Origin of the sequence: Mycobacterium kyorinense, assembly GCF_002101735.1 — a bacterium.
GTDB lineage: Bacteria > Actinomycetota > Actinomycetes > Mycobacteriales > Mycobacteriaceae > Mycobacterium > Mycobacterium kyorinense.
In genome coordinates this window covers 27,210-50,970 of record NZ_LQPE01000132.1, presented here as the reverse complement: position 1 = coordinate 50,970, position 23,761 = coordinate 27,210, and the positions used below count along the sequence as shown (strand labels likewise).

General features: G+C 67.5%; 30 protein-coding genes. 21 read left to right on the top strand and 9 right to left on the bottom strand.

Annotation, left to right across the window (positions count from 1 at the left end; all coding sequences use genetic code 11):
• Positions 1-8: 8 nt before the first annotated feature.
• Genes rpsS through rpsQ form a run of 6 tightly spaced genes read left to right on the top strand, consistent with a single transcriptional unit; the run spans position 9 to position 2,752 of the window.
• Complete coding sequence (gene rpsS / locus AWC14_RS15845) at positions 9-290, top strand: 30S ribosomal protein S19 (RefSeq protein WP_045373356.1); 282 nt, start codon at positions 9-11, stop codon at positions 288-290.
• Positions 287-889: a 50S ribosomal protein L22 gene (gene rplV / locus AWC14_RS15840; RefSeq protein WP_045373357.1), complete on the top strand. Its 603-nt coding sequence runs from the start codon at positions 287-289 to the stop codon at positions 887-889. The genes rpsS and rplV overlap by 4 nt, the downstream gene beginning before the upstream one ends.
• Positions 889-1,734, top strand: a complete 846-nt coding sequence (gene rpsC, locus AWC14_RS15835; protein ID WP_045373359.1) for a 30S ribosomal protein S3 — start codon at positions 889-891, stop codon at positions 1,732-1,734. The genes rplV and rpsC overlap by 1 nt, the downstream gene beginning before the upstream one ends.
• Before the next feature lie 3 nt (positions 1,735-1,737).
• Complete coding sequence (gene rplP, locus AWC14_RS15830; protein WP_045373361.1) at positions 1,738-2,154, top strand: 50S ribosomal protein L16; 417 nt, start codon at positions 1,738-1,740, stop codon at positions 2,152-2,154.
• Entirely contained in the window at positions 2,154-2,387 is a 234-nt protein-coding gene (rpmC, locus tag AWC14_RS15825; RefSeq protein ID WP_045373363.1) for a 50S ribosomal protein L29, read from the top strand. Before rplP ends, rpmC begins: the two co-directional genes overlap by 1 nt.
• Positions 2,387-2,752 (top strand): 30S ribosomal protein S17, encoded by a 366-nt coding sequence (gene rpsQ, locus AWC14_RS15820; RefSeq protein WP_045373365.1) that lies wholly within the window; start codon positions 2,387-2,389, stop codon positions 2,750-2,752. Before rpmC ends, rpsQ begins: the two co-directional genes overlap by 1 nt.
• Positions 2,753-2,756: 4 nt before the next feature.
• Here rpsQ and AWC14_RS15815 read toward each other — a convergent pair whose 3' ends face one another.
• A complete protein-coding gene (locus AWC14_RS15815; protein ID WP_045373367.1) occupies positions 2,757-3,860 on the bottom strand; it encodes a CapA family protein in 1,104 nt (367 codons plus the stop codon).
• Between the two features lie 78 nt (positions 3,861-3,938).
• Here AWC14_RS15815 and AWC14_RS15810 point away from each other — a divergent pair, with 78 nt between their 5' ends.
• Positions 3,939-6,290, top strand: coding sequence for an arylsulfatase (locus AWC14_RS15810; protein WP_057003263.1), 2,352 nt, complete (start codon positions 3,939-3,941; stop codon positions 6,288-6,290).
• 40 nt (positions 6,291-6,330) lie between these two features.
• A complete protein-coding gene (locus AWC14_RS15805; protein WP_045373448.1) occupies positions 6,331-7,170 on the top strand; it encodes a formylglycine-generating enzyme family protein in 840 nt (279 codons plus the stop codon).
• Here the strand turns inward: AWC14_RS15805 and AWC14_RS15800 are convergent, their stop codons facing one another.
• Positions 7,171-8,961 carry a fatty acyl-AMP ligase gene (locus AWC14_RS15800; protein ID WP_045373369.1) on the bottom strand — a complete coding sequence of 597 codons (1,791 nt, stop codon included), beginning with the start codon at positions 8,959-8,961 and terminating at the stop codon, positions 7,171-7,173. It lies immediately after the preceding gene.
• Positions 8,962-9,289: 328 nt separating this feature from the next.
• On the opposite strand from AWC14_RS15800, the gene rplN reads away from it, so the two are divergent.
• From rplN to rplO, 10 genes are read left to right on the top strand one after another with little or no spacing between them, the layout of a single operon-like run.
• Positions 9,290-9,658, top strand: coding sequence for a 50S ribosomal protein L14 (gene rplN, locus AWC14_RS15795; RefSeq protein ID WP_045373371.1), 369 nt, complete (start codon positions 9,290-9,292; stop codon positions 9,656-9,658).
• Positions 9,659-9,976 carry a 50S ribosomal protein L24 gene (gene rplX / locus AWC14_RS15790; protein ID WP_045373373.1) on the top strand — a complete coding sequence of 106 codons (318 nt, stop codon included), beginning with the start codon at positions 9,659-9,661 and terminating at the stop codon, positions 9,974-9,976.
• Between the two features lie 4 nt (positions 9,977-9,980).
• Positions 9,981-10,544, top strand: coding sequence for a 50S ribosomal protein L5 (rplE, locus tag AWC14_RS15785; RefSeq protein ID WP_045373375.1), 564 nt, complete (start codon positions 9,981-9,983; stop codon positions 10,542-10,544).
• A gap of 4 nt (positions 10,545-10,548) precedes the next feature.
• The gene (locus AWC14_RS15780; protein WP_003920619.1) at positions 10,549-10,734 is read left to right on the top strand and encodes a type Z 30S ribosomal protein S14; all 186 of its coding nucleotides are present in this window, start codon (positions 10,549-10,551) and stop codon (positions 10,732-10,734) included.
• A gap of 14 nt (positions 10,735-10,748) precedes the next feature.
• A complete protein-coding gene (gene rpsH / locus AWC14_RS15775; RefSeq protein WP_045373380.1) occupies positions 10,749-11,147 on the top strand; it encodes a 30S ribosomal protein S8 in 399 nt (132 codons plus the stop codon).
• A gap of 9 nt (positions 11,148-11,156) precedes the next feature.
• Positions 11,157-11,696, top strand: coding sequence for a 50S ribosomal protein L6 (rplF, locus tag AWC14_RS15770; RefSeq protein ID WP_045373382.1), 540 nt, complete (start codon positions 11,157-11,159; stop codon positions 11,694-11,696).
• Positions 11,697-11,731: 35 nt separating this feature from the next.
• Positions 11,732-12,100, top strand: coding sequence for a 50S ribosomal protein L18 (gene rplR, locus AWC14_RS15765; protein WP_142281719.1), 369 nt, complete (start codon positions 11,732-11,734; stop codon positions 12,098-12,100).
• Positions 12,101-12,137: 37 nt separating this feature from the next.
• On the top strand, positions 12,138-12,818 hold the full coding sequence (gene rpsE / locus AWC14_RS15760; protein WP_162267189.1) for a 30S ribosomal protein S5: 681 nt from the start codon (positions 12,138-12,140) through the stop codon (positions 12,816-12,818).
• Positions 12,819-12,821: 3 nt separating this feature from the next.
• A complete protein-coding gene (gene rpmD / locus AWC14_RS15755; protein ID WP_045373388.1) occupies positions 12,822-13,001 on the top strand; it encodes a 50S ribosomal protein L30 in 180 nt (59 codons plus the stop codon).
• Entirely contained in the window at positions 13,001-13,441 is a 441-nt protein-coding gene (rplO, locus tag AWC14_RS15750) for a 50S ribosomal protein L15 (RefSeq protein WP_045373390.1), read from the top strand. The genes rpmD and rplO overlap by 1 nt, the downstream gene beginning before the upstream one ends.
• 47 nt (positions 13,442-13,488) lie before the next feature.
• Here the strand turns inward: rplO and AWC14_RS15745 are convergent, their stop codons facing one another.
• The 3 genes from AWC14_RS15745 to AWC14_RS15735 are packed head-to-tail and all read right to left on the bottom strand — an operon-like array spanning position 13,489 to position 16,388.
• Positions 13,489-14,721 carry an EstA family serine hydrolase gene (locus AWC14_RS15745; protein WP_045373392.1) on the bottom strand — a complete coding sequence of 411 codons (1,233 nt, stop codon included), beginning with the start codon at positions 14,719-14,721 and terminating at the stop codon, positions 13,489-13,491.
• A gap of 52 nt (positions 14,722-14,773) precedes the next feature.
• Complete coding sequence (locus tag AWC14_RS15740) at positions 14,774-15,433, bottom strand: NUDIX hydrolase (protein WP_045373394.1); 660 nt, start codon at positions 15,431-15,433, stop codon at positions 14,774-14,776.
• A gap of 1 nt (position 15,434) precedes the next feature.
• Complete coding sequence (locus tag AWC14_RS15735) at positions 15,435-16,388, bottom strand: LLM class flavin-dependent oxidoreductase (protein ID WP_045373396.1); 954 nt, start codon at positions 16,386-16,388, stop codon at positions 15,435-15,437.
• Positions 16,389-16,427: 39 nt separating this feature from the next.
• On the opposite strand from AWC14_RS15735, the gene sppA reads away from it, so the two are divergent.
• Positions 16,428-18,215, top strand: a complete 1,788-nt coding sequence (gene sppA, locus AWC14_RS15730; protein ID WP_045373398.1) for a signal peptide peptidase SppA — start codon at positions 16,428-16,430, stop codon at positions 18,213-18,215.
• Here sppA and AWC14_RS15725 read toward each other — a convergent pair.
• Genes AWC14_RS15725 through AWC14_RS15715 form a run of 3 tightly spaced genes read right to left on the bottom strand, consistent with a single transcriptional unit; the run spans position 18,212 to position 20,968 of the window.
• On the bottom strand, positions 18,212-19,129 hold the full coding sequence (locus AWC14_RS15725; protein ID WP_045373400.1) for a class I SAM-dependent methyltransferase: 918 nt from the start codon (positions 19,127-19,129) through the stop codon (positions 18,212-18,214). The two genes, sppA and AWC14_RS15725, sit on opposite strands and share 4 nt — an antisense overlap.
• Before the next feature lie 7 nt (positions 19,130-19,136).
• Entirely contained in the window at positions 19,137-20,039 is a 903-nt protein-coding gene (locus AWC14_RS15720; RefSeq protein ID WP_045373401.1) for a class I SAM-dependent methyltransferase, read from the bottom strand.
• A gap of 11 nt (positions 20,040-20,050) precedes the next feature.
• Positions 20,051-20,968 carry a class I SAM-dependent methyltransferase gene (locus AWC14_RS15715; protein WP_045373403.1) on the bottom strand — a complete coding sequence of 306 codons (918 nt, stop codon included), beginning with the start codon at positions 20,966-20,968 and terminating at the stop codon, positions 20,051-20,053.
• Positions 20,969-21,084: 116 nt separating this feature from the next.
• On the opposite strand from AWC14_RS15715, the gene AWC14_RS15710 reads away from it, so the two are divergent.
• Together AWC14_RS15710 and AWC14_RS15705 are read left to right on the top strand one after the other, a co-directional pair.
• Positions 21,085-21,861 carry an SDR family NAD(P)-dependent oxidoreductase gene (locus AWC14_RS15710; RefSeq protein WP_045373405.1) on the top strand — a complete coding sequence of 259 codons (777 nt, stop codon included), beginning with the start codon at positions 21,085-21,087 and terminating at the stop codon, positions 21,859-21,861.
• Positions 21,858-23,066, top strand: a complete 1,209-nt coding sequence (locus AWC14_RS15705; protein ID WP_045373407.1) for a zinc-dependent alcohol dehydrogenase — start codon at positions 21,858-21,860, stop codon at positions 23,064-23,066. The genes AWC14_RS15710 and AWC14_RS15705 overlap by 4 nt, the downstream gene beginning before the upstream one ends.
• Here AWC14_RS15705 and AWC14_RS15700 read toward each other — a convergent pair.
• Positions 23,063-23,728: a class I SAM-dependent methyltransferase gene (locus AWC14_RS15700; RefSeq protein ID WP_045373409.1), complete on the bottom strand. Its 666-nt coding sequence runs from the start codon at positions 23,726-23,728 to the stop codon at positions 23,063-23,065. The two genes, AWC14_RS15705 and AWC14_RS15700, sit on opposite strands and share 4 nt — an antisense overlap.
• Positions 23,729-23,761: the final 33 nt, after the last annotated feature.

Below are 23,761 nucleotides of genomic sequence, written 5' to 3'. Positions count from 1 at the left end.
AGTAGCCGATGCCACGCAGCCTGAAGAAGGGTCCGTTCGTCGACGACCATCTGCTGAAGAAGGTCGACGCGCAGAACGAGAAGAACACCAAGCAGGTCATCAAGACCTGGTCGCGGCGGTCGACGATCATCCCCGATTTCATCGGCCACACCTTCGCGGTCCACGACGGACGCAAGCATGTGCCGGTGTTCATCACCGAGGCGATGGTCGGCCACAAGCTTGGTGAGTTCGCGCCGACGCGCACCTTCAAGGGACACATCAAGGACGACCGGAAAGCCAAGCGGCGATGACTACCACGACCGAATTTCCTTCTGCGACAGCCAAAGCGCGCTTTGTCCGGGTGTCGCCGACCAAGGCGCGCCGGGTGATCAACCTGGTGCGCGGCAAGTCGGTGTCCGAGGCGCTGGACATCCTGCGCTGGGCGCCGCAGGCGGCCAGCGTTCCGGTGGCCAAGGTCATCGCGAGCGCGGCGGCCAACGCGCAGAACAACAATGGGCTCGACCCGGCCACGTTGGTGGTGGCCAGCGTCTGCGCCGACGACGGTCCCACCGCGAAGCGGATTCGTCCGCGCGCCCAGGGCCGCGCGTTTCGGATCCGTCGGCGCACCAGCCACATCACCGTGGTGGTGGAAAGCCGGCCGGTGAAAGACGAACGCTCGTCGCAGTCGGCGCGGTCCCGTCGCGCCCAGGCCAGCAAGGCCGCCGCCAAGAAGGCGCCGGCGAAGGCCTCCGCCGAGAAGGCCCCGGCCAAGAAAGCACCGGCCAAGAAGGCTGCTGCCGAGAAGGCGCCCGCCAAGAAGGCGCCGGCGAAAAAGGCATCCGCCGCCAAGTCCGCGGAAGCGGCCAAGAAGACCGATGAGGCTTCTGAAGCGAAGGGAGGCTCGCAGTAGTGGGCCAGAAGATCAATCCGCACGGCTTCCGGCTCGGTATCACCACCGACTGGAAGTCTCGCTGGTACGCCGACAAGCAGTACGCCGAATACGTCAAGGAAGACGTGGCGATTCGCCGGCTGCTGTCCACCGGCCTGGAGCGCGCGGGGATCGCCGACGTGGAGATCGAGCGCACCCGCGACCGGGTCCGGGTGGACATCCACACCGCCCGGCCGGGCATCGTCATCGGCCGTCGCGGCACCGAAGCCGACCGCATCCGCGCGGATCTGGAGAAGCTGACCGGCAAGCAGGTCCAGCTGAACATCCTCGAGGTGAAAAACCCTGAGTCACAGGCACAGTTGGTGGCCCAAGGCGTCGCCGAACAGCTGAGCAACCGGGTGGCGTTCCGCCGCGCGATGCGCAAGGCCATCCAGTCGGCGATGCGCCAGCCCAACGTCAAGGGCATCCGGGTGCAGTGCTCCGGCCGTCTCGGCGGCGCGGAGATGAGCCGCTCGGAGTTCTACCGGGAAGGCCGCGTGCCGCTGCACACGCTGCGCGCCGACATCGACTACGGCCTGTACGAAGCCAAGACCACCTTCGGCCGGATCGGTGTGAAGGTGTGGATTTACAAGGGCGACATCGTCGGTGGCAAGCGCGAGCTGGCCGCTCCGACGGCCGGGGGCGCCGAGCGTCCGCGCCGCGAGCGCCCGTCGGGCACGCGTCCACGCCGCAGCGGCGCCGCCGGCACCACGGCCACCAGCACCGACGCCGGCCGGGCCGCCTCGGGTGGCGAGGAGGCCACCGCGGCTGCCGCCACGCCGCCGGCCGAAGAGCAGGCCGCCGAAACGCAGAGCACGGAGAGCTGAATCATGTTGATTCCCCGCAAGGTCAAGCACCGCAAGCAGCATCATCCGCGTCAGCGCGGCATCGCCAGCGGCGGAACCACGGTGAGCTTCGGCGACTACGGCATCCAGGCTCTGGAGCACGCTTACATCACCAACCGGCAGATCGAATCCGCTCGTATCGCCATCAACCGGCACATCAAGCGTGGCGGCAAGGTGTGGATCAACATCTTCCCGGACCGCCCGCTGACCAAGAAGCCGGCGGAAACCCGGATGGGTTCGGGTAAGGGTTCACCGGAGTGGTGGGTGGCCAACGTCAAGCCTGGCCGGGTGCTCTTCGAGCTCAGCTACCCGAACGAGGCGATCGCTCGGGCCGCGCTGACCCGAGCAATCCACAAGTTGCCGATCAAGGCACGCATCGTGACCCGAGAGGAGCAGTTCTGATGGCAGTGGGCGTTTCCGCTGGCGAACTGCGCGAGCTCACCGGCGAAGAGCTGGTCGACAAACTGCGTGAATCCAAGGAAGAGCTGTTCAACCTGCGCTTCCAGATGGCGACCGGCCAGCTCAACAACAACCGTCGACTCCGCACGGTGCGTCAGGAGATCGCGCGCATCTACACCGTGCTGCGCGAACGTGAACTGGGTCTGGCTTCCGGGCCCGAGGGTGAGGAATCGTAATGGCAGAGGCGAAGACCGGCGCCAAGGCCGCGCCGAAGAAGGCCGCTCCGAAGGCCGCGTCCGCGGAAGCCCCGAAAGAGAAGGGCCCCAAGCACACTCCGCGCACGCCCAAGCCGCGGGGCCGGCGCAAGACCCGCATCGGTTATGTGGTCAGCGACAAGATGCAAAAGACCATCGTCGTCGAGCTGGAGGACCGGGTGCGCCACCCGCTCTACGGCAAGATCATCCGGACCACCAAGAAGGTCAAGGCGCACGACGAGAACAGCATCGCCGGTATCGGCGACCGGGTTTCGTTGATGGAGACCCGTCCGCTGTCGGCGACCAAGCGGTGGCGGCTCGTCGAAATCTTGGAGAAGGCCAAGTAGCTTCTCACGCCGGGCTGGCGGCCAAGGTGCCGTCGGCCTCGCGGTGAAATCGTGTTCCGAAGCGCCGGCTGGCGTCGTCAAGCGTGCGACGAAGCCACTCGGCATCGTCGAGTGAGGCCCGCTCCAGCCGCATTCGGCGCGCCCGCATCGGAACCAGACGCAGCGCGGTAAGGGCACCGCTGCCGCGCTCGATCGTCGCGAAATACAGCAGCCGCAGCTCGTCGCGGTACTGTTCGTAGCCGCCGATGCCCTCGTAGTCGTTGACGGCGTCGCCGCAGCCGTAGAGGATCAGCTTGCCGCGGTACACCTCGACCGGTCGCGGATGGTGCGACGAATGCCCGTGCACGACGTCGACCCCCGCGTCGACCAGCCGGTGCGCGAAGCGAACCTGGTCCGACTCGACGGCGTATCCCCAGTTGGACCCCCAATGCAGCGACACCACCGCGAGGTCACCCGGCCGCCTGAGTGCGCCGACTCGCTCGGCGAGCTCGACGGCGCCGCGCTCGGACAGGTCCGCGACGACGACTCCCGGCCGGTTCGCTGTGGCGGCCCAGCCTCGCGGAACGCCGCTGGAGGTCATCGCGGCGGCGGCAATCACCACCCGGGTTCCGTCCGAAAGCTCAAGCACCGCAGGCTGTTTCGCGTCACGGGCGTTCAGCCCGGCGCCGGCGGGCTGCATTCCGGCGGTGGTGATCGCGCGCAGCGTGTCGGCGAGCCCGGCGGGGCCGAAATCCATGACGTGGTTGTTGGCCAGCACGCAGACGTCGGGCCGGACGACGGTCAGGCATCCCAGGTTGGCCGGATGCATCCGGTAGTGCACCGCCTTGCCGGGCGAGAACGCGCCGTCGGCGGTGATGGCGGTCTCCAGATTGAGAATGCGGGCGTCCGGCGCGAACTCGTCGAGCACCGTCAGCGCCTCGCCCCACGGCCAGGCGTCGCCGACCGGGGCTGGGATCGGGCCGTTGGCGCACTCGGCCAGCCGCACGTAGTTCCTCGCGTCGGTGACCACCGGCTCCCGTAGCGTGGGATCGCCGCCGCGCGGGAGGATCTGGTCGACGCCGCGGCCGGTCATCACGTCGCCGCACAGAAAGATGGTCGGGTCGCTCACATATCAGGTGTAGCCGTCGGATTGCGGATTGCAACAATGATGCGTGACGGTGATGCGAGCGGCGGAACGGAGCCGGTGATGGCCACGGAGTTTCAGGGCAAGATCGAACTGGACCTTCGGGACTCCGAACCGGATTGGGGCCCGTACGCCGCGCCCGTCGCACCGGACAACGCGCCGAACGTCCTGTATCTGGTGTGGGACGACGTCGGCATCGCGACCTGGGACTGCTTCGGCGGGCTGGTCGAGATGCCGGCGATGACGCGCATCGCCGAGCGCGGTGTGCGGCTCTCGCAGTTCCACACCACCGCGCTGTGCTCGCCGACCCGGGCGTCGCTGCTGACCGGTCGCAACGCCACCACGGTGGGCATGGCGACCATCGAAGAGTTCACCGACGGATTCCCCAACTGCAACGGCCGCATCCCCGCCGACACCGCGCTACTCTCCGAAGTTCTGGCCGAACGCGGCTACAACACCTACTGCGTCGGCAAATGGCATTTGACTCCGCTTGAGGAGTCCAACCTGGCGTCCACCAGGCGGCACTGGCCGCTGTCCCGCGGGTTCGAGCGGTTCTACGGCTTCATGGGCGGCGAGACCGACCAGTGGTATCCCGACCTGGTGTACGACAACCACCCGGTGCCACCGCCCGGCACGCCAGAGGAGGGCTATCACCTGTCGAAGGACATCGCCGACAAGACAATCGAATTCATCCGCGACGCCAAAGTGATTGCGCCGGACAAACCGTGGTTTGCCTACGTGTGCCCCGGCGCCGGTCACGCCCCCCACCACGTCTTCAAAGAATGGGCCGACAAATACGCCGGCCGCTTCGACATGGGCTACGAGCGCTACCGCGAGATCGTGCTCGAACGGCAAAAGTCGATGGGTATCGTCCCACCGGAAACCGAACTGTCGCCGATCAATCCGTATCTCGACATGACGGGCCCCAACGGTGAGCCGTGGCCCTTGCAGGACACGGTGCGACCGTGGGACTCGCTTGGTGACGACGAGAAGAAGCTGTTTTGCCGGATGGCTGAGGTGTTCGCCGGCTTCCTGAGCTACACGGACGCCCAAATCGGCCGGATCCTGGACTATCTCGAGCAATCCGGCCAGCTGGACAACACCATCGTCGTGGTGATCTCCGACAACGGCGCCAGTGGCGAGGGCGGGCCGAACGGGTCGGTCAACGAATCGAAGTTCTTCAACGGCTACATCGACACCGTCGAAGAGAGCATGAAATTCCTCGACTGCCTCGGCGGGCCGGAGACCTACAACCATTACCCGATCGGCTGGGCAATGGCGTTCAACACTCCGTACAAGTTGTTCAAGCGCTACGCGTCGCACGAAGGCGGCATCGCTGACACCGCAATCATCTCTTGGCCCAACGGGATTGCGGCCCATGGCGAAGTCCGCGACAACTACGTCAGCGTCTGCGATATCACCCCGACCGTCTACGACCTGCTGGGTATCACGCCGCCGGAGACGGTCAAGGGCATTCCGCAAAAGCCGCTGGACGGCGTGAGTTTCACAGCGGCACTGCAGGATCCGGCAGCCGATACCGGCAAACGCACCCAGTTCTACACCATGCTGGGCACCCGCGGGATCTGGCACGACGGCTGGTTCGCCAATACCGTGCACGCCGCCACCCCGGCGGGCTGGTCGCATTTCGACGCCGACCGCTGGGAGCTGTTCCACATCGCGGCCGACCGCAGCCAATGCCACGACCTGGCCGCCGAGTTGCCCGACAAACTCGAAGAGCTCAAGGCCCTGTGGTTCTCCGAGGCCGCCAAGTACAACGGGCTGCCATTGGCCGACCTGAACATCTTCGACACGGTGACCCGGTGGCGGCCGTACCTGTCCGGCGAGCGGTCCACCTACACGTACTATCCGGACGCCGCCGAGGTCGGCATCGGCGCCGCCGCCGAGATCCGGGGCCAGTCGTTCTCGGTGGTCGCCGACGTGACCGTGGACAGCACCGGCGCCGAAGGAGTGTTGTTCAAGCAGGGTGGAGCACATGGCGGCCACGTCCTGTTCATCCAGGACCGCCGGCTGCACTATGTGTACAACTTCCTCGGCGAGCGGCAACATACCATCTCGTCGCCTGCTGCAATTCCGTTGGGCCGGCATCTCTTCGGTGTCCGCTACACCCGGTCGGGCACGGTGGCGGGCAGCCACACCCCACTGGGTGAGGCCGTGTTGTACGTCGACGACCAGGCCGTCGCGACGCTGCCGGAAATGACCACCCAGCCCGGCACCTTCGGCTTGGCGGGTGCCACCGTCAGCGTCGGGCGCAACAGTGGCTCGGCGGTCTCCAGCCGCTACAAGGCTCCGTTCCCGTTTACCGGGGGCGCTATCGCGCAGGTCACCGTCGACATCTCCGGCACACCGTACGAAGACCTGGAAAAGAAACTGGCACTGGCTTTTTCGCGTGACTGAGTTGACTGAGCTCGTCGAGCTGCCCGGCGGATCGTTCCGGATGGGGTCGACGAGCTTCTACCCGGAGGAAGCGCCGATCCATGCCGCCACCGTGGGCCCGTTTGCGGTCGAGCGCCACCCGGTGACCAATGCCCAATTCGCCGAATTCGTCGCCGCGACAGGCTATTTGACCGTTGCCGAGCAATCGATCGATCCCGCGCTGTACCCGGGTGCCGACCCGGCCGATCTGGTTCCCGGCGCGCTGGTGTTCCGGCCGACACTGGGTCCGGTCGATCTGCGGGACTGGCGGCAGTGGTGGCACTGGGTGCCGGACGCCAGCTGGCGTCACCCCTTCGGTCCGGACAGCGACATCTCCGGCAAGGCCGACCACCCCGTCGTGCAGGTGGCCTATCCCGACGCCGCCGCCTACGCGCGGTGGGCCGGACGGCGACTACCCACCGAGGCCGAGTGGGAGTACGCCGCGCGCGGCGGAACCACCACGACCTACGCCTGGGGCGAAGAGGACAAGCCCGGGGGGCAGCTGATGGCCAACACGTGGCAGGGCCAATTCCCGTACCGCAACGACGGCGCGCTCGGCTGGGCCGGAACCTCACCCGTGGGGACGTTCCCGCCCAACGGATTCGGGCTGCTCGACATGATCGGCAACGTCTGGGAATGGACCACCACCGAATTCTCGGCCCATCACCGCCCGAACCAGCCGCCCAAGGCGTGCTGCACGCCAACTGGACCCGCCGACCCGACCGTGGCGCAAACCCTCAAGGGCGGCTCGCACCTGTGCGCGCCGGAGTACTGCCACCGCTACCGGCCGGCGGCACGCTCACCGCAGTCCCAGGACACCGCCACCACCCACATCGGGTTTCGCTGCGTGGCGGATCGGTGACTACCGGTCGTACAGACCGGCGAGGTATTCGGCGCGGCAGGCGCGGCGGGCCAGCTTGCCGCTGGTGGTGCGGGGAATGGCGCCGGCGTTGACCAGGCGCACATCGGCGACGGCCAGGCCGTGCCTTCGCGAGACTGCGGCCCGGATGGCGTCGGCGACCGGAGCCTGGTCGGCCCGGCCCGCTCCGGCGGCACGTTCGGCGATGACCACCAACCGCTCACCGCCGTCGCCCATCACCGAGAACGCCGCGACATACCCGGCACGCACCGCCGGCGACGACTCCGACACCGTGGCCTCGATGTCCTGCGGGTAGTGGTTGCGCCCGTCGACGATCACCAGGTCTTTGATCCGCCCGGCGATGTACAGCTCACCGTCGAGGTAAAAACCCAGGTCGCCGGTCCGCAGCCACAGCCCGTTCATCGGCGAGCCCTCCGCGTGGCTGCCCTGCTCCAGGCGGGTCTGCAGCTTGTTGCGGAAGACCCGTTCGGTCTCGTCCTCCCTGCCCCAGTAGCCGCGGCCGATGTTGTCGCCGTGTAGCCAGATCTCGCCGACCGTGCCGTCGGGCAGCTCGGCGTCGTGGTCGGGGTCGGCGATGACGGCCCACTGGTTGCGCAGCACCTGCCCGCAGGACACCAGCGCGACGGCGTTGGGGGCGTCGGGCGCCACCGTGACCGCCCGGCCGGCGCCGAGCGCTTCGCGGTCGACGTGGACCGCGCTCGCCCGCGCCGACTGGGCGATGCTGGCCACCGACAGTGTCGCCTCGGCCATGCCGTACGACGGTTTGACGGCGGTCGGGGGCAGCCCGTAGGGCGCGAACGCGGAGACGAACTGGTCGATCGCGGCCATGGTCACCGGTTCGGATCCGTTCAGCAGGCCGGTCACATTGCTGAGGTCCAGGGTCTCCCCGTCGGCCGGCAGTCCGCGCTTGGCGGCCAGCTCGTACGCGAAATTCGGTGCGGCAGCGAAGATTCGGCCGTGCACCGATTCGGCGGCCAGCTCCTTGATCCACCGATACGGCCGCCGGACGAACGCCAGCGGCGACATCAACGTGATGTAGTTGCCGAACAGCGCCGGGAACATGATCATCATCAGGCCCATGTCGTGATACAGCGGCAACCAGCTCACGCTGCGGATGTTCATGTCCAATTCGCCCGCGATGATCATCTGCAGGACGTTGGTGCACACCGCGCGGTGGGTGATCTCGACACCGGCCGGGGTTCGGGTCGACCCGGACGTGTACTGCAGGTAAGCGATGTCGTCGGTGCCCAGCGCGGCGGGGACGAACGTCGAGCCCACCGAGTCAGGCACCGCGTCGACGGCGATCACCCGCGGCCGGCGCGACCGCGGCAGCTTGCGCAGGAACGCGCCGACAGCTTCGGCCGCCGAGGTCGTGGTCAGCACGGCCGCCGGGGCGCAGTCGGCGAGCACCGCATCCAGCCGTTCGGCGTGCCCGGGCAGCTCCGGCGCAAACAGCGGCACCACGATGTTGCCGGCGTGGATGGCCGCGAAGAAGCCGGCGACGTAGTCCAGACCCTGCGGAGCCAGGACAGCCACCCGGTCACCAGGCCGGGTGACCTGCTGCAGTCGCGCGCCGACCGCCCGCAGTGTGGCCCCCAGCTGGTTCCAGGTCAGCTCGGCGGCCACCCCGTCCAGCTCGCGGGTGTAATCCATATACCGGTAGGCCGGGGCGTCCCCGTTCTCGGCGATGGTCGCCTCGAGGCACGACGACAACGTGATCCCGTCGGGCAAAACGATGTTGCCTGCGGTGTCGAAGCAGTCCCCGATGTTCATTGTTGGCGCAACCAGGTTGTCGCACAGCGGATCCCGACCATGGATCAAATCTAATAAACAATCTAACAATCTGCGCAGTCGGGACGCCGTGGCGCTTGTCACCACCGACGGCGATTGTCGGCTGGATCTCCCGCGCTGGAGGTGGCAGCGGCCGATCGGCGACAATTTGGCGCTGAGCAGGCCGTCACCTAGACTCTAGGGGTTGCCGTGGGCAGACCTCGGCCGGCGATTTCGTCGGCCCCGCGTGCCCTTCGGTGATGAAACTACGCACGTCAGGCCGCGACGGCACACATGGGCGTGCACACGCGAAACCAGGTCAGGAGATCTAGTGATTCAGCAGGAATCGCGGCTGAAGGTGGCCGACAACACCGGCGCCAAGGAGATCTTGTGCATCCGCGTGCTCGGTGGCTCGTCGCGGCGCTACGCCGGCATCGGCGACGTCATCGTCGCGACGGTCAAAGACGCCATCCCGGGCGGCAACGTCAAGCGCGGTGACGTCGTCAAGGCAGTGGTGGTGCGCACCGTCAAAGAGCGCCGCCGGCCCGACGGCAGCTACATCAAGTTCGACGAGAACGCGGCCGTCATCATCAAGCCCGACAACGACCCGCGCGGCACCCGCATCTTCGGGCCGGTCGGTCGCGAACTGCGCGAGAAGCGCTTCATGAAGATCGTCTCGCTGGCCCCGGAGGTGTTGTAGATGAAGGTCCACAAGGGCGACACCGTGCTCGTCATCTCCGGCAAGGACAAGGGCGCCAAGGGCAAGGTCCTGCAGGCCTACCCGGCCCGCAACAAGGTGCTCGTCGAAGGCGTCAACCGGATCAAGAAGCACACCCCGATTTCGACCAACCAGCGCGGCGCGCGCTCGGGCGGCATCGTCACGCAGGAAGCGCCGATCCACGTGTCCAACGTGATGGTGGTCGATTCGGACGGCAAGCCGACCCGGATCGGCTACCGCATCGACTCGGAGACCGGCAAGAAGGTCCGCATCTCCAAGCGCAACGGCAAGGATATTTAAGGCCATGACGACCGCAGAAAAAGTTCAGCCCCGGCTGAAGGTGCGCTACCGCGAAGAGATCCGGGACGCGCTGAGCAAAGAATTCGGGTACCGCAACGTCATGCAGATCCCGACCGTGGTCAAGGTCGTCGTCAACATGGGTGTCGGCGACGCTGCCCGCGACGCCAAGCTGATCAACGGTGCGGTCAACGACCTGGCGCTGATCACCGGGCAGCGACCGGAAATCCGCCGTGCCCGCAAGTCCATCGCGCAGTTCAAGTTGCGTGAGGGCATGCCGATCGGAGCACGGGTGACGTTGCGCGGCGATCGGATGTGGGAGTTCCTCGACCGGCTGACTTCCATTGCGCTGCCGCGTATCCGCGACTTCCGCGGCCTGTCGCCCAGGCAGTTCGACGGCGCGGGCAACTACACGTTCGGGCTGGCCGAGCAGTCGGTGTTCCACGAAATCGACGTGGACTCGATCGACCGGACCCGTGGCATGGACATCACCGTCGTCACCTCGGCGACGACCGACGACGAAGGACGAGCGCTGTTGCGGGCCCTCGGCTTTCCGTTCAAGGAGAACTGAGCAGATGGCGAAGAAGGCACTGGTCAACAAGGCGCAGCGTAAGCCGAAGTTCAAGGTGCGCGCCTACACCCGCTGCAGCAAATGCGGCCGCCCCCATGCGGTTTACCGCAAGTTCGGGCTGTGCCGGATCTGCCTGCGCGAGATGGCGCATGCCGGCGAGCTGCCGGGCGTACAGAAGAGCAGTTGGTGAGGAGCGGCCGCTAAATGACTATGACGGACCCGATCGCAGACTTCTTGACACGTCTGCGCAACGCCAATTCGGCCTACCACGACGAGGTGACCCTGCCGCACTCGAAGATCAAGGCCAACATCGCCGAGATCCTCAAGCGCGAGGGCTACATCAGCGACTACCACGTTGAAGACGCTCGAGTCGGCAAAGCGCTTGTGGTGCAGCTCAAGTACGGGCCCAGCCGGGAACGCAGCATCGCCGGTCTGCGCCGGGTGTCCAAGCCGGGTCTGCGGGTGTACGCGAAATCCACCAACCTGCCGCGGGTGCTCGGCGGCCTGGGCGTGGCGATCATTTCGACCTCCTCGGGCTTGCTCACCGACCGCCAGGCGGCCAGACAGGGCGTGGGCGGCGAAGTCCTCGCATACGTGTGGTGAGGGGTAGCAATGTCGCGTATTGGTAAGCAGCCCATCCCGGTGCCCACCGGTGTCGACGTGACGATCGACGGCCAGAACGTCTCGGTGAAGGGACCCAAGGGCACCCTGGAGCTGTCGGTCGCCGAGCCGATCACGGTGTCGCGCAACGACGATGGCGCGATCGTGGTGACCCGGCCCAACGACGAGCGGCGCAACCGTTCGCTGCACGGGCTGTCCCGCACCCTGGTGGCCAACCTCGTCACCGGCGTGACGCAGGGCTACACCACCAAGATGGAAATCTTCGGCGTCGGCTACCGCGTGCAGCTCAAGGGCAACACGCTGGAATTCGCGCTGGGATACAGCCATCCCGTGGTGATCGAGGCGCCGGAAGGCATCACGTTCGCGGTGGAGACACCGACGAAGTTCTCGATCTCCGGGATCGACAAGCAAAAGGTCGGCCAGATCTCGGCGAATATCCGCCGGTTGCGCCGTCCCGACCCGTACAAGGGCAAGGGCGTGCGTTACGAGGGCGAGCAGATCCGCCGCAAGGTCGGAAAGACAGGTAAGTAGCCATGGCTGGAACACAGACAGACGCGCGGAAGCCGGTGGGGCAGAGCGTATCCGCTGCCCGTCGGGCCGCTCGGCTGCGCAGGCATGCACGACTGCGCAAGAAGATCTCCGGAACCCCGGAGCGTCCGCGGCTGGTGGTGCACCGGTCGGCGCGGCATATTCACGTGCAGCTGGTCAACGATCTCAACGGCACCACGCTGGCGGCGGCCTCGTCGATCGAAGCCGACGTGCGCGGCGTGGAGGGCGACAAGAAAGCCCGCAGTGTGCGGGTCGGCCAGTTGATCGCCGAGCGGGCCAAGGCCGTCGGCATCGACACCGTGGTGTTCGACCGCGGGGGCTACACCTACGGCGGCCGGATCGCCGCACTGGCCGACGCCGCGCGCGAGAGCGGGCTGAAGTTCTGATGACTGGCTTTTCGAATGAGACTGGAAGGACTGCATGATGACGGAGCAGCCGACTTCAGGGGGCGCCGCTCCGGACACCGGCAGCGCGACCCGCAGCGAAGGACGCGCCGAAGGGCGTGAGGGCCGGGGCCGGCGCGACGACCGCGGTGGACGCGGGCGCGACCGCGACGGCAGCAACTACCTCGAGCGGGTCGTGGCGATCAACCGCGTCTCCAAAGTGGTCAAGGGTGGCCGGCGGTTCAGCTTCACCGCGCTGGTCATCGTCGGCGACGGCAACGGGATGGTCGGCGTCGGCTACGGCAAGGCCAAAGAGGTGCCGGCCGCGATCGCCAAGGGCGTCGAAGAGGCGCGCAAGGGCTTTTTCCGGGTTCCGCTGATCGGCGGCACCATCACGCATCCGGTGCAGGGTGAAGCCGCCGCCGGTGTGGTGCTGCTGCGTCCGGCCAGCCCCGGTACCGGGGTGATCGCCGGTGGTGCCGTGCGCGCGGTGCTGGAATGCGCAGGGGTGCACGACATCCTGGCCAAGTCGCTCGGCAGCGACAACGCGATCAACGTGGTGCACGCCACGGTCGCCGCACTCAAGCTGCTGCAGCGGCCCGAGGAGGTGGCGGCCCGGCGTGGCCTGCCGATCGAGGACGTCGCCCCGGCCAGCCTGTTGAAGGCGCGGCGGGAGAGCGAAGCGCTGGCGGCGAGCGCAGCGCGTGAGGGAACGGCATAGCTCATGGCAGAGGTGAAGATCACCCAGGTGCGCAGCACCATCGGTGCGCGCTGGAAGCAACGGGAAAGCTTGCGCACCTTGGGTTTGCGCAAGATTCGTCAATCGGTGGTCCGTGAGGACAATGCGCAGACCCGGGGCTTGATCGCCGTCGTGCGTCACCTGGTTGAGGTCGAGGAGGCCTGATGACGATCAAACTTCACGACCTGCGGCCCGCGCCCGGGTCGAAGACCAAGCGCACCCGCGTCGGTCGCGGCGAGGGGTCCAAGGGTAAGACCGCGGGTCGCGGGACCAAGGGCACCAAGGCCCGCAAGAACGTGCCGGTGACGTTCGAGGGTGGGCAGATGCCCATCCACATGCGGCTGCCCAAGCTCAAGGGTTTCCGCAACCGGTTCCGCACCGAATACGAGATCGTCAACGTCGGCGACATCAATCGGCTGTTCCCGCAAGGCGGTTCGATCGGTGTCGACGAGCTGGTGGCCAAGGGTGCAGTCCGGAAGAACTCGTTGGTGAAGGTGCTCGGCGACGGCAAATTGGCGGTCAAGGTCGACGTCACCGCGCACAAGTTCAGCGGCAGCGCACGCGAAAAGATCACCGCCGCAGGCGGTTCGGTCACCGAACTGTAGGGCGAGCAGACGTAGAATCGCACTCCGCGATGCGGAATCGTGCGATTCTACGTCTGCTCGCGCACCCCTAGCACGTCGCGAAACAGCGCTTGGCGCAGCGGGTGTTCTCGCGGGTCGCTCCACAGGTGAAAGCCGAGCCGGTTCATCACATAGCCGAATCCGATACCGGTATCCGGGTCGGCGAAACCGAACGACCCGCCCAGCCCCGGGGTGCCGAACGCTTTGTCGGACGAGCCGAAGCAGAAATGCGGGACGGGTTTGCAGTAGCCCAGCGAGAACACCGAATCGACGTGCAGCACCTTGTCGCGTAGTCCGCCGCTGGGCGGGACCGCCGGCCGGGTGAGCGCCTCGAGAGTGGTTGGCGTCAAACCGATGTCAGCGCCACCGGTGGCCACGCAGCCGTAGGCCTTGGCGACCGAGCGGGCTGTGCCGATTCCATTGGCGGCGGGTATCTCGACGGTGCGCATCTCTTCGAGGTTGTAGTCGCTGCGCGTCGGATCGATGCCGTTGGGCAAGTTGGCGGCGCGGCTGATGAGGCTGAAGGGATTCAGGAAGGCCAGCGCCAGGCGCGACGGCAAAGTGTTGAGATGCAGCAGCGCCTCGCTGCGGCGCCAGCCGTGCAAATGCGCAACGCGGTCGCGATCCACCGACGCGGGCAATCCGATGTGCAGGTCCAGCCCCAGCGGCGCGGCGATTTCGTCGGCGAAGAACCGGCCCAGCGTGCGGCCCGCCGCATCGGTGTGCCGGATCAGCTCGGACTCATACCAGCCCAGCGTGAGGGCGTGATAGCCGTGCCGGGTTCCCGGCGTCCAGACCGGGGCCTGCGCCGCCAGCACCGCCGACACCTTGTCCGGGTCGGCCAGGTCGGCCAACCGCAGCGGGGCATCCAGCACGGGCAGCCCTGCTTGATGCGACAGCAGTTGGCGCACCGTCACTTCGGCCTTACCGGCTTGCGCGAACTCCGGCCAGTAGTCGGCGACCTTGGCGTCGTAGGCGATGAGTCCACGCGAGGCGGCGACCGCAACAGCAAGGGAAGCAATGCCTTTCGTCGTCGAGAACATGTTGACGAGGGTGTCCTGCTGCCACGGTTGCTTCGTGATGCCGTCGCGGTAACCGCCCCACAGATCGACGACTTTGACGCCGTCGCGATAGACCGCCAAGGCGGCGCCCACTTCGCAGCCACGGGCGAAGTTGGCGCGGAACGCGTCGGCGACCTTGCCGTACCCCTCGTCGACGTCTCCGCCGATCAGCTCCGGCGACACCGTTAGTTTGAGAACCATTAGGCGGTTATACCGTGATCGGCCGGCGCGGCGAGGGCTTTCTCAGTCGAACTCAGTCGAACTCGGTCGGCAGGGTCGGGTCCCGATGATGAGCCAGCGCCCGCTGCAGCTGTCGCTGGTTTACCCGGCCAACCGACAGCGGCGGCAGTTCGTCAAGTCCGAACCATCCCACGGCCAGAGTCTCCAGCGCGGCCGGTGGCTGCACCGCGTCGTGCCCGCGGCACAGGAAGAACAGTTTGTAGACGTGCACGGGAAGCGGCGGCGGGTGGTGCTGCAGCTCGCGATCCCAGCACGAGATCAGCTTCACCGGCGAACTGTGATACCCGGTTTCCTCGAGAATCTCACGGGTGACCGCCGCCGACGGCGAGTCACCCGGATCGGCCCACCCGCCAGGCAAAGACCAACAGCCGTCGGCCTTTTCACGCATCAGCAGCACGCGTTCCTGTTCGTCGAAGATCACGCCGCGCACGTCGATCTTCGGTGTGGCGTAGCCGGAGTCGCGCCCGAGCTCGACCGTGAGCTCGTCGGCGGACCGACCGCTGAGCGCCGACATCAGCTCGGCGGCAAGGCCGCGCACCTGCCGGTAGCGCTCCTCGTCGTATTCGTTGGTGGCGAAGGTCAATCCGTCCTGGGCGAGCGCGGCGAGCTTGATGCCTATGCGGCGGATGGTGTCGGCCGGTTCCGGCTCGCGAGCAGACGCAAAAGGCTCCATTTCAGCGCGAAACCGGGGACTTCTCGGCAGAAGAAGCCAGCTTTGGAATCACTTCGGCGGCAAGGCGTTCCATCTGCTCGCGGTCCTGGGCGACGTCGTCGCCGACCGGGTTGAGCAAGATCATCTGGGCACCTGCATCGATCACCTCACGCAATCCGCGCACCACGTCGTCGGGCCCGCCGAACACCGGCACCTCGTCGATACCCCGCATCTGGCCGTAGATGCGGTGCAGCCCGGCGAGCACCCGCTCGCGGGCGCGCGCCATGTCGTCGTCGATCATCACATAGACCCGCTTACCGATGTCGAAGCCCGCCGGGTCTTTGCCCTGGTCGGCGAGCTCGCGGTGCACGGTCTTCACCGCCTCGGCGAACGCGGCGGTGGTCGACGAGCCCGCGCCCAGCAACGCGTCGCCGTGGCGCACCGCCCGGGCCAGCGCCTTGGGCGCCTGCCCGCCGAACCAGATCGGCGGATGCGGCCGCTGCACGGGTTTCGGCTGGATGGGCAGGTCGTCGACCTGACGGAACCGGCCGTGAAACGTCACCCGCGGCTCGTCGGACCACGCCGCCTTCATCAACTGCAGGCCCTCGGTGAAACTTCGCACGAAAGTCGCCTTGTCCACCCCGAAGGCGGAAAACTGGTGATGGCCGCCGCCGGGGGCGACTCCGACGTCCAGCCGGCCATCGCTGATCTGGTCGACCGCCGTCACCGCCGCCGCGAGCTGCAGCGGATCATGCAGCGACGCAACAAGTACCGCGACACCCAGCCGCAGCCGCTCGGTGCAGGCGGCGGCGAACGCCAACAATTCGAGGGGCGCCAGCAGCGGCGCCTCGCCGACGACCTGGTCTACCGTCCAGCCGCCCTCGAAGCCGAGCTCTTCGGCGCGGGCGAGATAGGAACGCACACCCGCGGCATCGAAGGGATTGGCCAGCTGAGGTATCGAGATGGAAAAGCGCATCCCATCACCGTAGGCCCGGTCATCGGTAGTCTCGACGACATGCTTGGTTTTCTGCCCGACCCGCCCGGCATCGACGACGTGCGTGCGCTGGCCCACCGGGTCGACACGGCCCGCCACCACGGCGTACCCAAGGGCTGCGTCCTCGAACTCGACCTGCACGCCGCCCCGCCGGAGACCGGCGGCTTCGACCCGCTGGCACTCATCGCCGGCGGCGGTCGGCCACTGCTGCTGCGTGAGGCCGTCGCGGCGATCCACCGCGCGGGCGACGATCCGCGGGTGGCAGGGCTGATCGCCCGCGTACAGCTTCCGGCCGCGGCCGCGGGGCCGGTCCAGGAGTTGCGCGAGGCCGTCGCCGCGTTCAGCGCGGTCAAGCCGTCGGTGGCATGGGCCGAGACGTATCCGGGCACGCTGTCGTACTATCTGGCTTCGGCGTTCGGCGAGGTGTGGATGCAGCCGTCGGGCACCGTCGGGCTGGTCGGATTCGCCACCAACGCGATGTTCCTGCGGGACGCGCTCGACAAGGCCGGCATCGAAGCACAGTTCGTCGCTCGCGGCGAATACAAGTCGGCGGTAAACCGTTTCACTCAAGACCGCTACACCGACGCGCATCGTGAGGCCGACAGCCGGCTGCTGGAGAGCCTGCACGCCCAGGTGTGGCAGGCCGTCGCCGAATCCCGCAAGATCGACCTCGACGAGGTCGACGCGCTGGCGGACCGGGCGCCGCTGCTGCGCGACGACGCGGTGAGCTCCAGGCTGGTCGACCGCATCGGCTACCGCGACGAGGCCTACGCCCGGATCGCCGAACTGGTTGGCGCCGAAGGGATCTCGCCGGAAACCGGGGATGCCGACGACGACGCCGCGCCGCCGCGGCTGTATCTGTCCCGCTACGCGCGCGCGGGCGGCCCGCGACCGATGCCGCCCATTCCCGGCCGGCGGCCCAAGCCGGCCGTCGCCGTGGTCACCGTGGCCGGCCCGATCGTCAGTGGCCGCGGCGGCCCGCGGGTGCTGCCGTTCGGCACACCCAGTTGCGGCGCCGACACCATCTCGGCGGCGCTGCGCGACGCGGCCGCCGACGACGCGGTGTCGGCGATCGTGCTGCGGGTGGACAGCCCGGGCGGCGAGATCAACGCGTCGGAAACCATCTGGCGTGCGGTGGCCAAGGCCCGGGGTCGCGGCAAACCGGTGGTGGCGTCGATGGGTGCGGTCGCTGCCTCGGGCGGCTACTACATCGCGATGGGGGCGGACGCCATCGTGGCCAACCCCGGCACCATCACCGGGTCGATCGGTGTGTTGAGCGGCAAGCTGGTGGCGCGAAACCTGAAGGACCGGCTGGGCGTCGGGTCGGATGCGGTGCGCACCAACGCCAACGCCGACGCGTGGTCGATCAACGCGCCGTTCACACCGGAACAACACGCCAAGGTCGAAGCCGAGGCGGACCTGTTCTACGCCGACTTCGTGCAGCGGGTGGCAGAGGCTCGCCACCTGAGCACGGAGGCGGTGCACGAGGTGGCCCGCGGCCGAATCTGGAGCGGTGCAGACGCTTTCGAGCGCGGCTTGGTCGACGAGCTGGGCGGGCTGCGGACGGCAGTGCGCCGGGCCAAGGTGCTGGCCGGTCTGGACGCCGACGCCGACGTCCGCCTGGTCGGCTACCCGGGTTCGTCGGTGTGGGAATTCCTGCGGCCACGCCCGTCGTCGCAGCCAGCCGCGGCGTCGCTGCCGGATGCGGTGGGAGCGTTGATCGCCCAGTCGGTCGTGGGATTGCTCGACCAGGTCGAGCGGACGTTCACCGGCACCAGCGCCGTCTGGTTGGGGGAGTCGAGGTTTTAGCCGCTGAGCGTTCCGCTGACGAAGATGATCTCGCCCAGCGGATCGTCGTCCTCCTCGATCACCGGAACCTCGAGATCGTGGAGTCGGAACAACTCCTCGCGCGAGATGCCGCTGGCATCCCAGCCGTTGCCGCGCAGATACTCGACGACATGGTTGCGCTCGCCGGCGTACACCAGCGATGCCATGTCGATGTCGACGCCCTGTTCGCGCAGCGGCGCGGACATCTCCCGAACCCGGTCGGCGTCGAAATCCCTGATGCCCGGCACATATTCGGTGGCGATCGTGCTGCCCGGCACGCTGAGCGCGGTGATGTTGTCGAACAGCCGGTCCTGGGCCTCGGGCGGTAAGTAGATCAGCAGGCCTTCGGCCAGCCACGCCGTCGGGGCGGCGGCGTCAAATCCGGCCTCGCGCAAGGCAGTCGGCCAATCGGCGCGAAGGTCGATGCGGACCGTGCGCCGCTGCGCGGTGGACTCGGCGCCGAAATCCGCAAGTGTGGTGGTCTTGAAGTCGATGACCTGCGGCTGGTCGATTTCGTAGACCACGGTCTGGGCCGGCCAGCGCAACCGGTAGGCCCGCGCGTCCAGCCCGGAGGCCAGGATCACGGCCTGGCGGATGCCGGTGTCCATGGCGTCGCTGAAGTAGTCGTCGAAGAACTTGGTGCGCACCGCCATTCCGTCGATCATCGCCTGCACCCGGGCCGGTGACGCGTTCGGGATGGTCGACAGATCGAGCTCGCCGTCGATCATCTTGACGAAGAAGTCGACCCCCACCGCACGGACCAAGGGGTCGGCGAACGGATCGTCGATCAGTTTGCGCGGGTCCTTGGTCGCCAACGCCCGCCCCGCTGCGACCATGGTTGCGGTCGCGCCGACGCTGGAAGCCAGGTCCCACGTGTCGTCATGTGTGCGTGGCATGCGGGTCCTACCCGAGCGTCGCCGAGACGTAGCTCAGTTCACCGAATGTGGCCATTATCTCGTCCTCGGGAAACTCAAAGCCGTTGCGGCGGTAAAGCTCCCGGACCGGGTATTCGGTCACCTGCCAGCCGTGGCCGGTCAGATAGTCGATGACGACGCTGCGCTCGCCCTGGTAGAACAGGTCGCTGGCGTTGAGGTCCAATCCGAGTCGGCGCCACCGCTCGCTGATTTTGTTGGCGCGGTCGTCGGTGAAGGCGGCCGGGTCGGGAACGTGTTCGGTGGCCAGCCGGCTACCCGGGGCGCTGAGCGCGGTGATGTTGTCGAAGAGTCGGTCCTGAGCCTCCGGCGGCAGATACGGCAACAACCCTTCGGCGATCCATGCCGTCGGCTGGCCGGTGTCGAACCCGCCCTTGCGCAGGGCCGCGGGCCAGTCGTCGCGCAGGTCGATGCCGATCGCGCGGCGCTCCGTGGCCGGGGTGGCGGCGAAGTCGGCAAGCGTGGTGCTTTTGAAGTCGATGACCTGCGGCTGGTCGATCTCGTAGACCACCGTTCCCGCCGGCCACTGCAACCGGTAGGCCCTGGTGTCCAGGCCGGACGCCAGGATCACCGCTTGCCGCACACCCGCGTCGGTGGCACCGGTGAAGAAGTCGTCGAAAAACCTTGTGCGGACCGCGATTTGTTGGATGCGGGTCTTGCGGTTCAGCACCGGGTCGTCGTCGAGGCTGACTTCTCCGTCGAGCAGGCGGACGAACTGCGGCACCCCTACGGCGCGCACCAGCGGGTCGGCGAACGGGTCGTCGAGCAGCGCGTCGGGTCCCTGCGAGGCCAGCGCGCGCGAGAGCGCAACCATGGTGGCGGTGGCCCCCACGCTGGAAGCCAGATCCCAGGTGTCGTCGTGAGTACGTGGCATGAGGATTACTCCTAGCTGAGGACGCCGCTGATGTAGCGCATGTCAGCGAACGGCAAGTCGTCGTCGATCGGTGGAAAACCGTTGGTGGCGAATAGATCTCGCAGCGTGCTGCCGGTCACCTGCCACCCGTGGTCGGACAGGTAGGGCGCCGCCTCGTTGCGGTCACCAAAGTAAACCAGCTCGGTCATGTCGAGGTCGAAGCCGTGCTCGCGCCAGCGTTCGGATGCCTTTTGCATCCGTTCCTTCATCCGGTCCTGGTCGCCGGGGCCCGGAGTAGGTGCACTTTCGGTGGCGATCCGGCTGCCCGGTGCGCTGAGTGCGGTGATGGTGTCCAGCAGGCGGTCCTGCGCGTCCGGTGGTAGGTAGCCCAGGAGACCCTCGGCGCTCCACGCCGTCGGTTGGCTCGGATCGAACCCGGCCGCGCGCAGCGCCGCCGGCCAGTCGTCGCGCAAATCGATGGGGACCGCGCGCCGGATGGCGGTTGGACGAGCGCCCAACTCGGCGAGGGTGCGGGACTTGAACTCGATGACTGCCGGCTGGTCGACCTCGTAGACGACCGTGCCGGCCGGCCAGGGCAGCCGGTAGGCGCGGGCGTCCAGCCCGGACGCCAGGATGACCGCCTGCCTGATCCCCGACGTCGTGGCGTCGAGGAAGAATTCGTCGAAGAACTTGGTCCGTACCGCCATGTTGTCGGTCATGCGGTCGACGCCCGGCTGGTCGTCGTCCTGCAGGTCGGCGGGGTTCAGCTCGCCGCTGGCCAGCCGGGTGAAGATGTCGACGCCGACGGCGCGGACCAGCGGCTCGGCGAACGGGTCGTTGATCAGCGGGCGCTCGCTGCGCGTCGCGACGGCCCGGGCCGCCGCGACCATCGTGGCGGTCGCCCCCACGCTCGATGCCAGATCCCAGGTGTCGTTGTCCGTACGCGGCATTTGCAATCCCCTTCAAGTCGTTACTTAGTCAATATAACTTAAACGCGGGTGGTCGGCCACTTGGTGATCTTGGCGAAACCCGCGTCAGCGCCCGCCACGCGCGCGAGGCTTTGGCCATGGCCTACTCGACAGCCGGCAAGCGGGTGCTGATCACCGGGGCGTCGTCGGGGGTGGGCGCCGCGCTGGCCCGGCGGCTCGCCGCCGCCGGGGCAATGGTCGGGCTGATTGCGCGTCGGCGCGAGCGGCTCGAGGCGGTGCTGGCCGACTGCCGTCGCAGCACGCCCGCGTCGCAGATGTGGGTCGCCGACCTCGCCGACACCGAAGCGATCGACGAGTTGGCGCGGCGTGCCTGGGACGGTCTCGGCGGTATCGACGTATTGGTGAACAACGCCGCGATCCCCAAGCGGCGCGCGGTCACCGAGCTGGACCCGGCCTCCGTGGAGACCGTGATGCGGGTCAACTTCTTTGCGCCGATGCGCTTGTGCCTGGCCGTGCTGCCCCGGATGCTGCAACGCGGCGACGGCCTGATCGTCAATGTGTCCAGCATGGGTGGCCGGTTGGGCATCGTTCACGAAGCCGCTTATTGCGCAAGCAAATTCGCGTTGTGCGGCTGGAGCGAGTCGATGGCCGTCGACCTGCACGGCACCGGCGTTTCGGTGAAGCTGATCGAGCCCGGCCCGGTCGACACCGAGATCTGGGATCAGCCCGACAACGACGATCCGCTGTACGAGGGGCCCAAGGTGCCGGCCGACGACGTCGCCGACGGCATCATCGCCGCGCTGGGCAGCGACCGGTTCGAGCATTACCTGCCCGACATGAAGGCCGTGGTCGACGTCAAGAACGCCGACCTCGACGCCTACATCGCCGGTGCGGCAGCGATGGCCCGACGATGAAGGCGCTGGTTTTCGGCGTACCGCCGGTCGAGGGTTGCGACGACGCATTGGCACACAGTCCCGTTGCGCTGCAAGACATCCCGGAACCGGGCTTGCTGCACGACGATTGGGCGATCACTCGGCCGCGGCTGACCGGTATCTGCGGGTCGGACTCCAAACAGATCCTGCTGGATTTCGGCGAGGGAGACGCCGACAACGCGATGGCCGCGTTCTGCTCGTTCCCGCAAGTGATGGGGCACGAGGTGGTCGCCGAGGTCGTGGCGCTGGGGCCGGCGGCCCGCGGACTGGACGTCGGGCAGCGTGTCGTGCTCAACCCGTGGCTGTCGTGCGGGCCGCGCGGCGTCGATCCGCCGTGCCCGGCGTGCCAGGCCGGCGACTACAGCCTGTGCTGGAGCTTTTGCGACGGGGACATCAAACCCGGCATTCACAGCGGGGTGTCGGCCGACGTGACCGGCGGCTACGCCGAGCTGATGCCTGCCCACGACAGCATGCTGTTCGCAGTCCCCGAGTCAGTGCCCGACGAGTTGGCGGTGTTCGCCGACCCGTTTTCCGTTTCGTTGCATGCGATTACCCGTCACCCACCGCCCGCGTCGGGCCGTGTTCTGGTGTACGGGGCGGGATCGTTGGGGTTGTGCGCGGTGGCGATCCTTCGGGCGCTGTATCCGGATGTGGCGGTGGCGGTGGTGGCGCGCTTCGACGCCCAGGCGGAGCTGGCCCGCCAGTTCGGCGCCGAGCTGGTGCTGGCGCACGAGCCGCGGTTGGCAGTGATCGAGGAGCTCGTCGAGTGGGGCGGTGGCCGGCTGCGCCAGCCGCTGCGAGGACTGCCGATGGCCCACCCGGGTGCGGTCGACGTCGTCTACGACACCGTCGGCAAGCCCGACACGTTCGAAGTCGGGGTGCGGGTGTTGCGGGCGCGCGGCACGCTGGTGAAGGCCGGGGTCCATGCGCCAGGCCGGTGGGAATGGAGCCCGCTGTATTTCAAAGAGATCAGCTGGGTGGGCTCCAACGCTTTCGGGGTGGAGGAGGTACACGGTGTGCGCAAGCATGCGATCGCGCACTACCTCGACATGGCCGTCGACGGCCGGATCGACTTGCGGCCCATGCTGACTCACACCTTCCGGCTGGACCAGTGGCGCGAGGCCTTCCTGGCGATTGCCCACCAGGGCGAAAGTGGCGCGGTCAAGGTGGCCTTCGACCAGCGCTAGGGGCGGGTGGCGCGATAGTAGGTGAGTCGGCCGACGAAGCGATGCCGATGGGACGCGACCTCGCTGCAGTCGAACCCGGCCGCGCGCAGCAGGCGCGGTATTGCGTCGCCGAGGTTTCCCGCGATGTGGTGATTGCGCAGCATCCGCCGCGCCGCCAAGCCGTCGCGGGCGGTCATATCACCGCCGATATCGACCACGTGCAGTCTGCCGCCGGGACGCAGCACACGAAAAACTTCCGCCGCCGCGTCGGCTTTCATCTCGTCGGGGAGATGGTGCAACATCATCGACGACAGCACCCGATCGAATTCGCCGTCCGGGTAGGGCAGCTGCTGGGCGTAGGCATGGTCAAAGCGGATGCCGCTGAGCCCCTGCGCTTTTCGCCGTGCCCGGGCCAGCGCCCGCGGGTCGGGGTCGCAGCCGACTAACTCGGCGCCGGGATGAGCATGCTTGGCTTGCAAGGTGACATTGCCCGTCCCGCAGCCGATTTCGAGAACACGCTGACTGCCGTCGAGTTCGGCTTGTGAGAGCAGGGTGTCATGGACTTTGGTCATGCCGAGCAGCCGGGACATGAGGTCGTAAGTGGGAAGGAAGATGTCGCGGCCTGCGGCGGGCAGGTAGTCGTGGTGGTTACCCAGGAGTCGATGCAGACGATGTTCGGTCATGCTTCCATGGTGAAGCGTTGATGGCGCTAGAAA

Bases quoted from the DNA above. Each gene is read 5' to 3' on its own strand.
- rpsS (WP_045373356.1), top strand. From the start codon at position 9: ATGCCACGCAGCCTGAAGAAGGGTCCGTTCGTCGACGACCATCTGCTG.
- rplV (WP_045373357.1), top strand. From the start codon at position 287: ATGACTACCACGACCGAATTTCCTTCTGCGACAGCCAAAGCGCGCTTT.
- rplP (WP_045373361.1), top strand. From the start codon at position 1,738: ATGTTGATTCCCCGCAAGGTCAAGCACCGCAAGCAGCATCATCCGCGT.
- rpmC (WP_045373363.1), top strand. From the start codon at position 2,154: ATGGCAGTGGGCGTTTCCGCTGGCGAACTGCGCGAGCTCACCGGCGAA.
- rpsQ (WP_045373365.1), top strand. From the start codon at position 2,387: ATGGCAGAGGCGAAGACCGGCGCCAAGGCCGCGCCGAAGAAGGCCGCT.
- AWC14_RS15810 (WP_057003263.1), top strand. From the start codon at position 3,939: ATGGCCACGGAGTTTCAGGGCAAGATCGAACTGGACCTTCGGGACTCC.
- AWC14_RS15805 (WP_045373448.1), top strand. From the start codon at position 6,331: ATGGGGTCGACGAGCTTCTACCCGGAGGAAGCGCCGATCCATGCCGCC.
- AWC14_RS15800 (WP_045373369.1), bottom strand. From the start codon at position 8,961: ATGAACATCGGGGACTGCTTCGACACCGCAGGCAACATCGTTTTGCCC.
- rplX (WP_045373373.1), top strand. From the start codon at position 9,659: ATGAAGGTCCACAAGGGCGACACCGTGCTCGTCATCTCCGGCAAGGAC.
- rplE (WP_045373375.1), top strand. From the start codon at position 9,981: ATGACGACCGCAGAAAAAGTTCAGCCCCGGCTGAAGGTGCGCTACCGC.
- AWC14_RS15780 (WP_003920619.1), top strand. From the start codon at position 10,549: ATGGCGAAGAAGGCACTGGTCAACAAGGCGCAGCGTAAGCCGAAGTTC.
- rpsH (WP_045373380.1), top strand. From the start codon at position 10,749: ATGACTATGACGGACCCGATCGCAGACTTCTTGACACGTCTGCGCAAC.
- rplF (WP_045373382.1), top strand. From the start codon at position 11,157: ATGTCGCGTATTGGTAAGCAGCCCATCCCGGTGCCCACCGGTGTCGAC.
- rpsE (WP_162267189.1), top strand. From the start codon at position 12,138: ATGACGGAGCAGCCGACTTCAGGGGGCGCCGCTCCGGACACCGGCAGC.
- rpmD (WP_045373388.1), top strand. From the start codon at position 12,822: ATGGCAGAGGTGAAGATCACCCAGGTGCGCAGCACCATCGGTGCGCGC.
- rplO (WP_045373390.1), top strand. From the start codon at position 13,001: ATGACGATCAAACTTCACGACCTGCGGCCCGCGCCCGGGTCGAAGACC.
- AWC14_RS15745 (WP_045373392.1), bottom strand. From the start codon at position 14,721: ATGGTTCTCAAACTAACGGTGTCGCCGGAGCTGATCGGCGGAGACGTC.
- AWC14_RS15740 (WP_045373394.1), bottom strand. From the start codon at position 15,433: ATGGAGCCTTTTGCGTCTGCTCGCGAGCCGGAACCGGCCGACACCATC.
- AWC14_RS15735 (WP_045373396.1), bottom strand. From the start codon at position 16,388: ATGCGCTTTTCCATCTCGATACCTCAGCTGGCCAATCCCTTCGATGCC.
- sppA (WP_045373398.1), top strand. From the start codon at position 16,428: ATGCTTGGTTTTCTGCCCGACCCGCCCGGCATCGACGACGTGCGTGCG.
- AWC14_RS15725 (WP_045373400.1), bottom strand. From the start codon at position 19,129: ATGCCACGCACACATGACGACACGTGGGACCTGGCTTCCAGCGTCGGC.
- AWC14_RS15720 (WP_045373401.1), bottom strand. From the start codon at position 20,039: ATGCCACGTACTCACGACGACACCTGGGATCTGGCTTCCAGCGTGGGG.
- AWC14_RS15715 (WP_045373403.1), bottom strand. From the start codon at position 20,968: ATGCCGCGTACGGACAACGACACCTGGGATCTGGCATCGAGCGTGGGG.
- AWC14_RS15710 (WP_045373405.1), top strand. From the start codon at position 21,085: ATGGCCTACTCGACAGCCGGCAAGCGGGTGCTGATCACCGGGGCGTCG.
- AWC14_RS15705 (WP_045373407.1), top strand. From the start codon at position 21,858: ATGAAGGCGCTGGTTTTCGGCGTACCGCCGGTCGAGGGTTGCGACGAC.
- AWC14_RS15700 (WP_045373409.1), bottom strand. From the start codon at position 23,728: ATGACCGAACATCGTCTGCATCGACTCCTGGGTAACCACCACGACTAC.